The organism is Synechococcus sp. CCY9201 (assembly GCF_034931105.1).
GTDB lineage: Bacteria > Cyanobacteriota > Cyanobacteriia > PCC-6307 > Cyanobiaceae > CBW1002.
The window spans coordinates 63,053-77,584 of the sequence record NZ_JAYGIC010000028.1 but is presented as its reverse complement, the minus strand read 5'-3'; the positions used below and the strand labels follow the sequence as shown (position 1 = coordinate 77,584).

The window sequence follows — 14,532 nt, the reverse complement described above, 5'->3', positions numbered from 1 at the left end:
GCGGCAGACCCGTGTGACCAGCCAGCGCCAATGCGGTGGACCGGCGAACTGGCGTGGCGTAGCGCCCGAGTCTCTCGAAAGAAGAAATGAGGAATGGAGGAGAGGTCGCCAGACTCTCCCCCTCTGGATCGCGTCCACCACCAGGGCGGACAGTTCAGACGACGATGGTGTAACCGGGTTTGTTCGAGACGACTCAGCTCTCGTCGTCGGCACCGCGCTGGTCCTGCGCACCGTGACGGCCTTCATTGATGGCATCGGCGAGGCGGCCGAGCACCAGCTGCACCGAACGCACGGCGTCGTCGTTGCAGGGAATCGGCACGTCGCAGAGGTCCGGATCGCAATTGGTGTCGAGCATCGACACCAGGGGGATGTCCAGCTTGCGGGCCTCGAGCACCGCGTTGGTCTCACGGCGCTGGTCCACCAGAACAACCACGTCCGGCAGGCGGCGCATGTTCTTCAGGCCACCCAGATACTTCTGCAGACGCTCCAGTTCACGTCGCAGGACAGCGCCTTCTTTCTTGGGGCGCATGGCGATGGCACCGGAGCTCTCCATGCGCTCCAGGTCCTTGAGGCGGTCGATGCGGGCCCGCATCGTGGTCCAGTTGGTGAGCATGCCGCCCAGCCAACGCTGGTTCACATAGGACGCGCCGCAGCGGGTGGCCTCAATGGCGATCACCTCGGAGGCCTGCTTCTTGGTGCCCACGAACAGGAAACGCTTGCCGCTGCGGGCGGCATTACGCACCCACTTGTAGGCATTGTTCATGCAGACGGCAGTCTGCACGAGATCGATGATATGGACCCCGTTGCGCGCGCAATAGATGTAGCGCGACATCTTGGGATTCCAGCGGCGGGTCTGGTGCCCAAAGTGGGCACCCGCCTCCATCATTTCGGAAAGGGTGACAACAGCCATGAATCGGGAAGTTTCGGGTTGGCCTCCACCTGCCTGGGATCCGTTGGCACGACTGAAAGACGCCAACTACCCTGGAAGGAGGGATTGGCAACGTCATGCCCGATCACCCGAAACGGACAGGTGTGCGGTGAATAGGACCCAGACACCGTATCAAATGGTGTTGCTGGCTCCACAGCCCCTCAGGCCTGGCGCGCTTCCCCATACAGCGCCCGAACGCCGATGCGGTTGAGCGGCAGCCGCAGCAGCTCCATCGCCAGCCCTGCCTTGCCATGGCGAATCAGCCAGGCCAGCAGAGGTCTGAGGCTGCGTTCATTGAGCAGACCACCCAGCGTGAGCAGCTCCCAGAGGGCGCGATGCAGCCAGGTGTACTGGATGATGAAGCGCACCCGCCGGGTGGGGTGCTTGCGGAAGAACACCAGCCCCATCTTGGCCCGCTCGCGTTCGACCCGGATCAGATCAGGGATCTGCTCAAGGCTCAGGGGCGGATGCCAGTGATAGCCGGCGGCTTCAGGACAACGGACCAGCACCACACCAAGCCTGCGCAGTCGTTCCCCCAGCTCCAGATCCTCCCAGCCGTAGAGGCGAAAGCTGGTGTCGAACAGGCCGGCGCGCTCCAGCAGCTCCCGATCGATCGCCACGTTGCCGGTGGCGAAGTAGGCCCAGGAGTGGTCGTTGAGCTTGTGCGGTTCGCTGGTGGGTTCCTCGAAGTTGGCGGTGTTGATCACGGCGCCATAGGTGAAGCAGAGCTTGTCGCCGCGGCTCTGCCAGCTGCGCTGCAGGGCGCGGGCATGGCAGCAGAGGAAGTCGGGCAGCACCACCAGATCGCTGTCGATGAACACGATCACATCGCCGTGGGCATGATCGACACCGCGGTTGCGCCCTTCGGCCGGGCCTCCGTGTTCCTGGCGGATCAGGCGCACATGGGGAAGCAGATCGGCCTGCTGCTCAAGCCAGGTGACGGTGTCGTCGGTGGAGCCGTCGTCGACCAGCACCACCTCGAAATCCTCAACCGGCGCTGCCAGCTGCTGAGCCTCCAGTGCCAGCAGGCATTTCCGCAGGATCGGCAGGCGGTTGTAGGTGGGGATGACGACGCTCAGAAACATGGCCGATCAGGAGGGGGTACAGGCTGCGGGTCTGCAGAAGCAGAGGCAGCAGCAAGGCGCAGAGCAAGGGGCGCGCCGGTGATGACGAGGCGGTCGGTCGGGCGCCGGGACAACAGTGGGGCGAAAAAAAAGGATCCCGCAGGATCCTTGACTCTCCGGGCCCAGCAAGAAGCTGGACTCAATCAGCAGCGCCGCCGTTGTTGGCCGTGCCGGTCACGCCATTGCCGGCCCCTTCACCGCGGCCATCGTTGCGCAGCTTGCGCTTCTTGAACTTGCGCGCGTAAGCGCGATTGCGTTCCTGTTTTTCCTTCTTGAGATTCCTGCGCTTGGACATACGGCCTGCGGTAAGTGGAAATGACTGAACTTCAACCCTAGCCAATCGTCAGACAGCGTCCGGCTGGGGATTCCCGAAACACCGCCCAGCCCAACACCCCGCTCCAGACCTGGCTCAGGCCGTGGCATTCACCAGCGGCCGTGGATCTGCCTGCTCCTGCAGGCAGCCATCCTCCATCCGCACCAGACGATCCGCCACATCGAGGATGCGGGGATCATGGGTCACCATCAGCACCGCGCAGCCCTGCTCCCGGGCCAGCCCCCGCAGCAGCTCCACCACTTCACGCCCACTGCGGCTGTCAAGGGCGGCGGTGGGCTCGTCGGCCAGCAGCAGGCGCGGATGGGAAGCCAGGGCACGCGCGATCGCCACGCGCTGCTTCTGGCCACCGGACAGATCGTGGGGCAGCTTGCCGAGGTGATCGCCCAGGCCCACGGCCCGCAGCCATTCACGGGCCTGGTCGCGGCGGGCGCGATAGCCGAGACCGGGGAGCAGGTCGGAGCCCATCTGCACGTTCTGCTCAGCGCTGAGGAAGCCCAGCAGGTTGTGCCCCTGGAAGATCATGCCGATCTGACGGCGAAGCCGCTGACGCTGGCGCCTGTTGGAGTCGAGCAGCTCCTGGCCGAGCACCCGCACCGATCCCTCCTGCACCTGGCGCAAGGCCCCCACCAGGGTGAGCAGGGTGGTCTTGCCGCAGCCGGATGGTCCTGTGAGCAAGACCACCTCGCCGGGATGAATCTCCAGATCGATCCCCTGCAGCACCTGCCGTTCCATGGCGCCGCTTCCGTACCAGTGGCTCAGGCCCCGCAGCGCCACGCTGGGGCCGCCCTGCTGGGGCGCATTCGCGGTGGCAAGAGGGTCGACGGACATGGCCGGGGAAGGGGAACGGAAGCGGTATGAAAGGAGGTCCTGAAGAGAGATTCAGAACAGAGATTCAGAGAAGAGCATCAGAAGATTTCAGCTGGATCGGCATCGGCCAACCGGCGCATGGCCAGGGCCGCTGAGCCCATGCACATCACCAGGATCAGGCCGAAGACCAGCACCGCACGAGGCGTGTCCATGCCCACCGGCAGGTTGGTGGCGTTGCGTACCAGCACGTAGAGGCCTTCGCCGGCGGCGTAGGCCGGCAGGTAGCCGAGGATCGCCAGAAAGAAGCCTTCACGCGCCACCACGCCCAGCAGGGTGGAGAGGCGGTAGCCCATGGCCATCAAGGTGGCGTATTCGGGCAGGTGATCACTGACGTCGGAATAAAGGATCTGGTAGACGATCACACAGCCCACGATGAAGCCCATTGCCGCACCGAGGGTGAAGATGAAGCCGATCGAGGTGCTGTCGCGCCAGTAGTTCATCTCGAAGTTGATGAAGCCCTGCTTGGTGTAGACGCGCACGTCCTGCGGCAGGGCCGCCTCCAGGCGACGCTGCACAGCTGCGGGGTCGGCTCCCGGTCGCAGGCGGATCAGACCGACTTCGATGCTGCCGGGTGGCGTTTCGGGCAGAAGGCTGAGATAGGTCTCGCTGCTGGTCAGCAGATTGCCATCGGCGCCGAACGAGGTTCCCAGGGCCACCAGCCCCGCCACCCGCACCCGTTTGCCGGAGATTTCACTCTCGACCAGCCGGCCCTGGCGGAACCATTCGGCCACAGGGCCGAATTCTGGCCGGGACAGCTCATCGAACAGCACCCGACCCCGCTGGGTCAGCACCTGGCTCTTGGCAGCCAGGCTGGGATCGGTGAACAGGGGGTCGTCGGGCTCGAAGCCCAGGGTGAGCAGGGAGCGGGTGGCCCGGGTCTGGGGATTGCGCCAGAGCAGCAGGCTCCAGTGCACCGGGGTGATCCCGGCCACATCCGGATCGGCCAGGGTCTGAACCAACCGGCGCCGAGGGAAGCCCGCCATGCTCACCGAACTGCTGGAGCGGGGGCTCAGCAGCACCAGGTCGGTATCGAAGAGCTTGTGGATCGTGACACTGGCATCGAACAGTCCGTCGCGGAAGCCGAACTGCATGAACATCAGGATGCCGGCGAAGCAGATGCCCGCCAGGGCCACGGCCAACCGGGCCGGCTGACGGGTGAGCAGCAGCCAGGACATCGGAATGCGCCTGGACGACCACAGCGAAGCCAGTGCCGCCAGGGGTTGCATCCGATCCACCTCAGCTCTCGAAGCGGGTGACGATCTTGAGGCCGGCGAGGCGACGCACCCGTTCCATATCGGCTGGATCAATCGCCAGACGAACCTCCACCACCCGGGCATCGGCATCGCCGGTGGGGTCGGTGGAGAGCACATCCCGCTGGCGCACCTGCGGGCTGATCCGGATCACGCGGCCGGCCAGGCTGCCACTGAACCCGCCGTTTTCGCTGGTGATCCGCACCTTCTGCCCCAGCCTGATCCGGTCGATATCGCTCTCGTAGACCTCGGCAATGGCTTCCATACCAGTGCCACCGCCAAGCTCGAGAATGCCGTTCGCCCCCGGACGCTCGCCCGCCCGGGTCCAGATGTGCAGCACGGTGCCATCGATCGGGGCCCTGAGTTCACTGTCCACCAGGTCGGTTTCGACCCGGCGCAGCTCCGATCGGGCCTCGTCGAGATTGCCTTTCAGTTCGAGCAGCTTGATCTCCCTCACCTCCAGATCACCAGTGGCGGTGGCTCCGGCGCTGGCGAGGCGGCGGTAGCGGCTGGTTTCCCGCTCCAGCAGCACCAGTTGATTCTGGAGACTGTTGATCCGGGTGATGAGCACATTCTTCTGAGCCAGCAGGCCCGGGCGGCTGTCGAAGGTGGCCAGCACCTGTTGGCGCCGCACCAAATCGCCTTCCTCGACCAGCAGGGTTTGGATGCGTGGGCTGCCCCCCATGCCGTTCATCGGTTCGGCCAGCTTGCGCACATCACCGTCCGGCTCAAGCCGGCCCAGGGCGGAGACCGCCTCCAGCGTCTGGGTCGTGGCACTCGCAGGGGCCGGAGCAGGTCGGGCCGGAGGCGTGGACCGTTGTCGCAACAGGATCACTCCGCCGAGCACCAGCACCAGCAGGCCAAGACCCAGGACCAGGGGGCGGGAGTGGAGCCCTCCGAGACTCAAAGCGGCGCCGGGTCGTCGAACAGCAGCTCCTCGATGTAGCGGTCGGCCCATTCGGGGTTGAAGGCTTTCTCCAGGACCCGCCTGGTCTTGTCGTTTTGTTTCTGCTGCTTGCAATAGTGGAGCTGACCAGCCCAGCGCTTGATCGTATTCGGATGTTGGCTGGATTGCGGTTCGGTGCCCCTGATCGCCTCGCCCAGGATCTGCAGGAAACAGGCCACCTCCTCGATGAACCACTCCTCTTCCTGGGGATTGGCCGGCCTCACGAAGCGCACGTGCCGGGAAAAGATCGAGCCCCACGGGGGTAGTTCCCGTTCGCCTTCATAGGTGTGGCGTTCTCGCCCCTCCAGGGCTGCATCGATTCCTTCAGGGAGATCCCCACGCACCGGAGATAGATCCACGATGGCGGCCGACACTCCGCCGCGCCCCGCCACGATGTCGGCGCCGAAGACGGGCAGGTCGTAGCGAGGATCCGGAAAGAAGACGCAGTGGAGAATCTGAAGGCCGGCCCCTAACCGTGCCGTTTCCAGGTGCAGCTTGCGCAATCCTCGGCACTGACGCAGCTCGTTGCGGATGAACAGGTGCTCGCCATCGAGGCTGCCGGTGATGGCCTCCAGGGCTGGGTCCACCGCCAGCGGGGCCAGCTCCGGCAGGAGCGCCCATTGCTGGCGGATTCTCTCGGCCAGAGCATCCACCAGGGGATGGACACCCTCGGCGCGCTGGGCCTCAGTGGTGGGCATGGGCGGCAGGGACGGGCGCGTGCCGCCGGTGGCAGCAGCAGAATGCAGATCCTGCCATGCTTCTGCCACCGTGCCCGTTGCCGTGCCCCAGGGGGCGTCGCCGCTGCTGCTGCCGGAGCTGGCGCCCCCTCAGCTCGACCATCTCGCCAACGGGGCTCCGGTGGTCAGCCTGTCCCTGCCGGACGCGCCGCTCATCTGCCTCAACCTCTGGTGCCGGGCCGGCAGTGCCTGGGAGGCTCCGCAGGAGAGCGGTGTGGCCCACTTTCTCGAGCACATGGTGTTCAAGGGCAGTGCCCACCTCGAGGCCGGTGAGTTTGACCGGCGCATCGAGGCCCTGGGTGGCAGCAGCAATGCCGCCACCGGCTTCGATGACGTGCACTATCACGTGCTGATTCCACCAGACGCGGCCGATCAGGCCCTCGATCTGCTGCTGGATCTGGTGCTACGCCCTCGCCTGGAGGAGGAGGCCTTCGCCATGGAGCGCCAGGTGGTGCTGGAGGAACTGGCCCAGAGCGAAGACCAGCCCGAGGAGATCGCCATGCAGCGCCTGCTCGCTCTGGCCTGCCCGGATCACCCCTATGGATTGCCGATCCTGGGCCGCCGCGACGCCCTGCTGCAGCACACGCCCGCTGTGATGGGCGAGTTCCAGCGGCGGCTCTATGGGGCAGACCGTTGCATCCTGGCCCTCAGCGGCTGCCTGGAGACGGGTCCCCTGGCCGCGGACCAGCGGTTCGATCGGCTGATCGGCAGTGCCCTGGCCGAGCTCGACGCCAGCAGCGATCCACCCTCGCCGCCGGCCCTGCGTCTCCGCCCTGGAGTCCACCGTCTCGCCATCCCCAGGCTGGAAGCTGCCCGCCTGCTGATGGCCTGGGCCCTGCCCGCGGCCGTTGAGCAGGAGGCCGTGATGGGCGCCGACCTGCTCACCACCGCCCTGGCGGAGGGGCGTCGCAGCCGGCTGGTGGATCGGTTGCGGGAAGATCTGCGGATCGTTGAGAGCGTCGATCTCGACTTGCACGTGCTCGAGTGCGGCAGCCTGGCGCTGCTGGAAGCGGTGTGCGAGCCCGAGGATCTGCCGGAAGTGCGCCGGGTGATCGCCCAGGTGTGGCAGGAGCTCGGCGAGACGGCCCTGCCGGAGGCCGAGTGGCAGCGAAGTCGGCGCCTGGTGGCGCATGCCTATCGATTCGGGCTCGAAGCCGCTGGTGGGGTAGCCGGACTGATCGGCGCCAATGGGCTCTGGGGCCGCCATGCTCCTCTCGAGCAACCCCTGCAGCTGCTCGAGGCCTGGAGCCCCGCTCGCCTGCAGCGGAGCATGCTGCCCCTGTTTGATCCAGCCCTGGCCTGCGTGCTGGAGGCCGTTCCCGCCTGATGCCCCTCGCGACGTTGTCTTTGTTCCGCACCACGCCGGAGACCATGCTGCTACCAGGCGGCCTGCCCCTTGCGGTGGTCCATCGCCCCGGGCCGGCAATCCTGTCGGCACGGCTCTGGATCCGGGGAGGCAGCAGCCTCGATCCAGCGGGAGCCTGCGGTGCCCACCAGATCCTGGCTGGCCTGATGACCCGCGGCTGCGGCGACCTGGGTCCGGAGGCCCTCGCCGATCTGGTGGAGGGATGCGGCGCCGCGCTCCGCTGCGAGGCCTCCGAAGACAACCTGCTGCTGAGCCTCAAATGCGCCAGGGAGGATGCCGATCTGCTCCTGCCGCTGCTGCTGACCATGGTGCAGAGCCCCTGGCTGCGGGCCGATCAGTTTGAGCTGGAGCGGCAGCTCAATCTGCAGGCCCTGCAGCGCCAGAAGGAGGATCCGTTCCAGCTCTGCCACGACCGTCTACGCCAGCAGCTTTATGGGAACGGGCCCTACGGTCATGACCCCCTGGGGCTCGAGGCGGACCTGCAGGGCCTGGAGCTGGAGGCCCTGGATCCGCTGCGCCAGACCCTCGGGGCGCACGGCGCCGTGCTGGTGCTCTGCGGTGATGTGCCTCAGTCGTTGATCACGCTTCTGCAGCGCAGCCTGGAGGCGTCACCCTGGAGCAGCCAGGCGCCGTTGAAGGGGACTGGTCCCCTGGGGCGGCCGGGGGAGCGCCTGGCCCTCTGTTCCCAGGACACCGAACAGATGGTGCTGATGCTCGGTGCAGCCACCGTGCCCCTGGGCGAACAGGATGGTCTGGCCCTGCGGCTGCTGCACAGCCATCTGGGCATGGGGATGTCCAGCCGCCTGTTCGTCGTGATGCGCGAAGAGCAGGGGCTGGCCTACGACGTGGGTGTCCACCTGCCCGCCCGCCGCGGCGCCGCCCCGTTCGTGTTCCACCTCTCCACGTCGGCCGATCGCGCCGCCGATGCCTGCCGCTCGCTGCTGGACGAATGGCAGCGACTGCTGGAGCACCCGCTGGACGCTGAGGAACTGGAGCTGGCCCTGGCCAAGTTCCGTGGTCAGGACGCCATGGGCCGGCAGACCTGCGGCCAGATCGCCGACCGTCTGGCCCTGGTGTTGGGCCATGGACTTCCCACGGATTACGTGGACCAGGCCCTGGAGCGAGCCGGCCAGTTCGATGGTGCAGCCCTTCAGGCAGCGGCACAGCGTTGCCTGCGCCGCCCTCACCTCAGCCTCTGTGGACCGACCGCGGCGTTGGAAGGAGCCGCAGCCGTCTGGACAGCCCACCCGTTATCGACCTGACGGTGTCGCCTTGCCCTGACTCGGTCTGAGCTGGTCAGCGAGGTTGCTCAGATGCTCAGCAGAGCTTCAGATCATCGCTGTTGATCAGGAAGCTGCCGCGACGAAATCGCACCGAGACCTGACCCATCATCCGGATGGCTGTGACCGTGCCGACCTCGCCCGGATCGACCAGATCGGGGGGGCGCAACATCGGCATCGGGTCAGAAGTCTTCAGATAGCGCAAGGGCCGGCATACCTCGACCCTCGCTCCAATCTGGAGAGCAACCGTCTCGGGTTCCTGGGGAATCGCGGTTGCCGCGTCTTCCTGTCCCGGATGGTCATGTCCACCAACGTCGTTCACGGCATCACCTGATGCCGCCTCACCCGAGGCTGCGGCCTCGATCGGAACGCCTTGGCCTGGCGGAGGTGCCTGTTCGGGCTGTCTGGGTGGCATGGGCCTGAACTCCGCCCCCGAACCTGTCTGGCCCGAGGGTGTCTGGTCAGGTGAACCTAGCTGCAGCAGGATGGCGCCAGCCCTTTGGTTGTGCCGTTGCGGGCCCTTGCCACCTGGAGCGGCGCCATCGCCGGACTCCTGCTCATCCTGGTTGGAGGCCTGATCCAGGCTGCCGTTCCCCTTCCCTCCGGAGGTCTGGACGATCTCACGGGTGCCTGGACGCTGGTCAGCCTGCCGATCACCCTGCAGGTCCCCGGCCTGTTGCTCACGGCGCTGGTCTGCGGCCCGCGCAGCAGCATGCTCGCGGCCGTTGCGTACCTCAGCGTGGGGCTGTTCCAGCTGCCGGTGTTCTATGGCGGTGGTGGCCCCTCCTATGTGCTGGATCCCGGCTTCGGCTATCTGGCCGGGTTTCTGCCGGCGGCCTGGCTGACGGGCCGTCTGGCCCGCCAGCCGGGCATGAACGACCCCCTCTCCCTGGCCGGTGCTGCCGCCATCGGCCTGCTGGTGATTCAGTTGTGCGGCATCGCCAACCTGCTGCTCGGGGCTCTGGCAGGCCGTTGGAGCGGCACCCTGGTGCCGTTGCTGATGAGCTATTCGATCGGGCCCCTCTTGCCCCAGCTGATGCTCTGCTGCGCCGTTGCCGTGGTGGCCCTGCTGCTGCGGCGCCTGCTGCTCCTGCCCTCATGATCCGTTCAACCCTCTGGCGCCGACCCAACCGCCGCCAGCTGCTCTGCCTGGGGCTGGCGGCTCTGCTGGTGATCCTGGATCAGCTCAGCAAGCACTGGGCCTTGAAGCAACTGGCCGCCGGTCAGGTGGACACCCTGATTCCCGGGATCCTGCAACTGCGCCTGGTGTTCAACACCGGAGCCGCCTTCAGCCTGTTCACCGGCTCCACCGTCGCCCTGGGTCTGGTGAGCCTGCTGGTGGCCCTGGGGTTGGTGCTGTGGCTTCTGGCCCAGCCCCGCATGGGGGTCTGGCAAGCATCCGGTTGCGCATGCTTGCTGGGGGGAGCCATCGGCAATGGTGTCGATCGCTGGCGCCTTGGAGCCGTGGTGGATTTCCTGGAGTTCGTGCCAGTGAGCTTTCCGGTGTTCAACCTGGCGGACGTGGCGATCAACGTGGCCGTGGCCTGTTTCCTGCTGGATCTGCTTGGCCGGCCCCGTTCGGTGGCATGACCGGTCTTCCTCTGGCAGCAGCGCAACTGGAGCTCTACGGCCTCGATGGCTCCCGGAGGGATCCCCTGCCGCGCCATGGCCATGGCACCGCATCTCCCGGGCGAGGTGGGCCTCCATCGGCCTCCGCTGCAGCAGCAGAGCATGCCGAGGCTGAACGCACCAAGCTTGAGCAGATCAAGCCTGAGCGCACGCTCCGCCTGCATGGCGGTCTCTGGCGCATCGGCCGGGATCCCGACCTGGAGATTGTGATCGATCACCCGGCCGTGAGTCGTGAGCACGCACGCCTGGAATGGCGCGGTCAGCATTGGCTGCTTCAGGACGCCGGCTCCACCAACGGCCTCTGGTGGCAGGGTCGGCGCGTGCAGGAGCTGCTGCTGCGGGACGGTGACGCCGTGGCTTTCGGCCCGGAAGAACGCGGGCCGGTGCCGCTGCTGGTGTTCCGCCAGCCGATGCAGCGCCGCCTGGCCCCCCTGCTGCTGGGCACCTGCCTTGCCCTGGCCGGTCTGGCCGGTGGCGGGGCTCTGCTCCTGGGCCTGGCCCTGTGGCAGGCGCCGATCCGCGGCAGTCTGGCCAACGTGCGCGGACCCTTGGCGCTCTACGACCGCAACAACCGGCCGCTCAGCTCGGCGGAGGGCGTGGAGCATCGCGAGCTGGCCGCCTTGCGGGACTACCCGGGTGTGTTGATCGATGCACTGCTGGCCAGTGAGGACAGCCGCTTCTGGTGGCATCCGGGGGTGGATCCCATCGGGACAGGCCGGGCCCTGGTGACCAACCTGGTGGGCGGCCGCGTGCTGGAAGGTGGCAGCACCCTCACCCAGCAGCTGGCCCGCAGCCTGTATCCGGAGCAGGTGGGACAGGGGGAAACACTGGGTCGCAAGTGGCGGGAGCTGCTGGTGGCCCTTCAGCTGGAAGCCCGCTTCAGCAAGGCCGATCTGCTGCTGAGTTATCTCAACCGTGTCTACCTCGGGGTCGGCTGGGGCTTTGAGGATGCCGCCCGCCACTACTTCGACAAACCGGCCGCTCGCCTGGAGCTGGAGGAGGCCGCCCTGTTGGTGGGGCTGCTGCCCTCCCCTAACGGCAATGATCCCTGTGTGGCGCCCGAGGCCGCTCTGGACTCTCGCAACCGTGTGCTGGCCAAGATGGCGGACACCGGCCGGATCGGTCGCGATGCGGCCCGCCGGGCCCGCCGCCGCCCGGTGCAGCTCGCTCCACAGGCCTGCCGATCCAATGGACCTGGCCGCAATGCCCCGTTCTACAGCGATCAGGTGCGCCGTGATCTGGAGGCCCTGGTGGGGCAGGAGGTGGCACAGGAGGGCAACTTTCTGATCGATACCCACCTCGATCCAGCCCTGCAACAACGGGTGGAACGGCAGCTGCGCGACTCCCTGGCTCGGCCGGCCTTCAGCGGCGTCAGCCAGGGTGCCGTGGTGGTGCTCGACAGTCGCAGCGGCGGCATCCTGGCCATCGCCGGCGGCCGCGACTATCGCCAGAGCCAGTTCAACCGCGCCTCGATGGCCCTGCGCCAGCCGGGCAGCACCTTCAAGCTGGTGCCCTATCTGGTGGCCCTGGAGAAGGGGGCCAGGCCGGGAGATCGGATCGGCTGCGGCCCCCTGCAATGGCGTGGTCAGTTCTTCGCCAGCACTTGCGGCGGCAGCCTCAGCCTGCGGCAGGCCCTGGCGCGCAGCAGCAACACCGCTGCGCTGCGGCTCACCCAGCGGGTCGGCCTGGAGGCGGTGGTGAACAAGGCCCGCGTGCTCGGCATCAGCAGCCCCCTGGCGGCCGTGCCGGGGTTGGCCCTGGGACAGAGCGAAGTGACGCTGCTGGAACTCACCGGTGCCTACGCCGCCATCGCCAACAACGGCCTCTGGCATCAGCCCAGCACGATCCGCCGCCTCACCGATGCGGAACTCTGTGGCGGGGGTGCTCGGCTGGCCGATCCCGCCACCCTCCAGCGCTGCAAAGCCAGTGCGGCGGGCAGTGCCGCAGGCAGTAGCCGTGGCGAGAGCGATCCAGGCGGGCGTCAGCCCACCGCCACCGTTGCCCCTGGGAGGCGGGTGAGCAGCGAAGCCACGGCCCGCGCTCTCCAGGATCTGTTGCGCGCGGTGGTGCGCAGTGGCACCGGCAGCGCCGCCTACCTGGGGGGGCAGGAGGGTGGCAAGACCGGCACCACCAACGAGGGCAGGGATCTGCTCTTCGTGGGGTTCGAGCCGCGGCGCCACTGGGTGATTGGCGTCTGGCTCGGCAATGACGACAACCGCCCCACCCACGCCAGCAGTGCCCTGGCCGCGGGCCTCTGGGGCGATCTGGTCCGAGGCGCAGGCACCACGAGCCCAACACCATGAAGCTGCCCGCCAGGCCCTGGATCTGGCTCGTCGTCGCCCTGGCGGTGCTGGTGCTGGTGGGCATGGTGCTGCAGACCGTGAATCAGCTGCTCTGGCAGTTGAGCTACTGGCTCCCAGGCTGGCTGGTGGGCCCGATCGCCCTGCTGCTGCTGGCCGGGCTGCTGCTGGTCCTGGCCCGGTTGGTGTGGCCCTGGCTCCAGGGAGGACGGCGCCTCGGCCGTTCCAGCCGCAGCGGCTCTGCCGCTGGTGAGCTGCCGCCGCCACCGAACAATCGCCAGGACGCGGCCCAGAGCCAGCTGGCCTCGATTGATGCCACCCTCGATCGCGTCCGGGATGCGGTGGCTCGCGAGGCCCTGCGGCAGGAGCGGGAGCGGGTGCAGGCGGAGCTGGAGCGCGGCGATCTGGTGATCGTGCTGTTCGGCAGTGGTTCGGCCGGCAAGACCTCCCTGATCCGCGCCCTGCTGGGCGAGCTGGTGGGAGAGGTGGGGGCCCCGATGGGATCCACCCTCGGCTTTAACCGCTACCGGCTGCGGCTGCGGGGATTGCGCCGGGCGGTGATCCTGGTGGACACACCCGGCATCCTGGAGGCCGGCGTCGATGGGCAGCGACGGGAGCAGGCCGCCCGCGATCAGGCGGCCCGGGCCGATCTTTTGCTGCTGGTGGTGGACGGAGATCTGCGGGCCAGCGAGCTGGAGGTGTTCGACACCCTGGCCGGGCTGGGCAAACGCCTGCTGCTGGTGCTGAACAAGTGCGACCTGCGCGGTGAACGGGAGGAACAGCGGCTACTGGCTCTGCTGCGCCAACGTTGCCAGGGCCGCCTGACCGCCGCTGATGTGGTCAGTGCCAGTGCGTCTCCCCAGAGCGTGCCGATGCCAGGGGGCCGTCCGCTGCAGCCTCCGCCTGAAGTCGACGCCCTGCTGGGCCGGCTGGCGGCGGTGCTGCACAGCGACGGCGAAGAGCTGATCGCCGACAACATCCTTTTGCAGAGCCGCCGACTGAGTGAGGCCAGCCGCGCCCTGCTGGCCCGCCAGCGCCGCAGCGATGCGGACCGGATCGTGGATCGCTACATGTGGATCAGTGCCGGGGTGTTGGCGGTCACGCCCCTGCCAGGGGTGGATCTGCTCGGTGCCGCCGCCGTGAATGCCCAGATGGTGGTGGAGATCGGCCGGATCTACGGCATCACCCTCAGCCGCGCCTCAGCTCAGGATCTGGCCCTCTCGGTGGGTCGCACCCTGGCGGGGCTGGGGCTGATCAAGGGGGGCGTGAGCCTGTTGAGCGGGGCTCTCAGCCTGCAGCTGCCGACCCTGCTGGTGGGTCGCGCGATTCAGGCGGTCAGCGCCGCCTGGCTGACCCGGGTGGCAGGGCGGAGCTTCATCACCTACTTCGACCAGGACCAGGACTGGGGGGATGGCGGCCTGCAGGAGGTGGTGCAACGCCAGTTCGAGCTCAACCGGCGGGAAGGAGCCCTGCGCCGCTTTCTCGATCTGGCCCTGCGCCGCGTCGTGGAGCCCCTGCAGCGGCCGGAGCAGACCGCACTGCCGCCACGCCGAAGGCCTCCGGCGGAGGCGGCAGCAGGGGACCCTGACGATCCAGAACCGTGATCAACACCAGGTAGGCCACTCCGATCAGGATCGACAGGGCCCCGGTGACGACGGCCACCCACTGGCCACGCCGCCGATCCCGTTCGACACCGGCAGGGGGATCAGACGCTCCTGAGCCCCTGGCTGGGCTGGCGGCATCGTCGGAGCGAGACGGTGCGGAAGCGAGC

The 14,532-nt window shown here is 67.7% G+C and carries 14 protein-coding genes; 6 read left to right on the top strand and 8 right to left on the bottom strand.

The annotated features are described in order from the left end of the window. Window positions 1–193 precede the first annotated feature (193 nt). The 7 genes from rpsB to VB716_RS02750 form a co-directional block, all read right to left on the bottom strand. Entirely contained in the window at window positions 194–910 is a 717-nt protein-coding gene (rpsB, locus tag VB716_RS02780) for a 30S ribosomal protein S2 (protein ID WP_197155394.1), read from the bottom strand. 179 nt (window positions 911–1,089) lie between these two features. Continuing rightward, the gene (locus VB716_RS02775; protein ID WP_197170189.1) at window positions 1,090–2,013 is read right to left on the bottom strand and encodes a glycosyltransferase family 2 protein; all 924 of its coding nucleotides are present in this window, start codon (window positions 2,011–2,013) and stop codon (window positions 1,090–1,092) included. A 178-nt stretch (window positions 2,014–2,191) separates the two neighbouring features. Continuing rightward, the gene (locus VB716_RS02770; protein WP_011293689.1) at window positions 2,192–2,347 is read right to left on the bottom strand and encodes a hypothetical protein; all 156 of its coding nucleotides are present in this window, start codon (window positions 2,345–2,347) and stop codon (window positions 2,192–2,194) included. 114 nt (window positions 2,348–2,461) lie between these two features. Continuing rightward, the gene (locus tag VB716_RS02765) at window positions 2,462–3,214 is read right to left on the bottom strand and encodes a DevA family ABC transporter ATP-binding protein (protein WP_197155390.1); all 753 of its coding nucleotides are present in this window, start codon (window positions 3,212–3,214) and stop codon (window positions 2,462–2,464) included. A gap of 77 nt (window positions 3,215–3,291) precedes the next feature. Continuing rightward, the gene (gene devC, locus VB716_RS02760; protein ID WP_197159260.1) at window positions 3,292–4,479 is read right to left on the bottom strand and encodes an ABC transporter permease DevC; all 1,188 of its coding nucleotides are present in this window, start codon (window positions 4,477–4,479) and stop codon (window positions 3,292–3,294) included. A gap of 10 nt (window positions 4,480–4,489) precedes the next feature. Next, window positions 4,490–5,410 (bottom strand): HlyD family efflux transporter periplasmic adaptor subunit, encoded by a 921-nt coding sequence (locus VB716_RS02755; RefSeq protein ID WP_323269657.1) that lies wholly within the window; start codon window positions 5,408–5,410, stop codon window positions 4,490–4,492. Continuing rightward, on the bottom strand, window positions 5,407–6,147 hold the full coding sequence (locus tag VB716_RS02750; protein WP_323269656.1) for a phycocyanobilin:ferredoxin oxidoreductase: 741 nt from the start codon (window positions 6,145–6,147) through the stop codon (window positions 5,407–5,409). The genes VB716_RS02755 and VB716_RS02750 overlap by 4 nt, the downstream gene beginning before the upstream one ends. 70 nt (window positions 6,148–6,217) lie before the next feature. Here VB716_RS02750 and VB716_RS02745 point away from each other — a divergent pair, with 70 nt between their 5' ends. Both VB716_RS02745 and VB716_RS02740 read left to right on the top strand, forming a co-directional pair. Further along, window positions 6,218–7,513, top strand: coding sequence for a pitrilysin family protein (locus VB716_RS02745; RefSeq protein WP_323269655.1), 1,296 nt, complete (start codon window positions 6,218–6,220; stop codon window positions 7,511–7,513). Continuing rightward, window positions 7,513–8,814, top strand: coding sequence for a pitrilysin family protein (locus VB716_RS02740; protein ID WP_322756967.1), 1,302 nt, complete (start codon window positions 7,513–7,515; stop codon window positions 8,812–8,814). Before VB716_RS02745 ends, VB716_RS02740 begins: the two co-directional genes overlap by 1 nt. A 55-nt stretch (window positions 8,815–8,869) precedes the next feature. Here VB716_RS02740 and VB716_RS02735 read toward each other — a convergent pair whose 3' ends face one another. Continuing rightward, window positions 8,870–9,154, bottom strand: coding sequence for a DUF3148 domain-containing protein (locus tag VB716_RS02735; RefSeq protein WP_323269654.1), 285 nt, complete (start codon window positions 9,152–9,154; stop codon window positions 8,870–8,872). 189 nt (window positions 9,155–9,343) lie between these two features. On the opposite strand from VB716_RS02735, the gene VB716_RS02730 reads away from it, so the two are divergent. The 4 genes from VB716_RS02730 to VB716_RS02715 are packed head-to-tail and all read left to right on the top strand — an operon-like array spanning window position 9,344 to window position 14,365. Further along, window positions 9,344–9,934, top strand: coding sequence for a biotin transporter BioY (locus tag VB716_RS02730; protein WP_197155379.1), 591 nt, complete (start codon window positions 9,344–9,346; stop codon window positions 9,932–9,934). Then, window positions 9,931–10,422, top strand: a complete 492-nt coding sequence (lspA, locus tag VB716_RS02725; protein WP_322756969.1) for a signal peptidase II — start codon at window positions 9,931–9,933, stop codon at window positions 10,420–10,422. Before VB716_RS02730 ends, lspA begins: the two co-directional genes overlap by 4 nt. Beyond that, entirely contained in the window at window positions 10,419–12,764 is a 2,346-nt protein-coding gene (locus VB716_RS02720; protein ID WP_323269652.1) for a transglycosylase domain-containing protein, read from the top strand. Before lspA ends, VB716_RS02720 begins: the two co-directional genes overlap by 4 nt. Next, complete coding sequence (locus VB716_RS02715) at window positions 12,761–14,365, top strand: DUF697 domain-containing protein (protein WP_323269651.1); 1,605 nt, start codon at window positions 12,761–12,763, stop codon at window positions 14,363–14,365. Before VB716_RS02720 ends, VB716_RS02715 begins: the two co-directional genes overlap by 4 nt. Window positions 14,366–14,532: the final 167 nt, after the last annotated feature.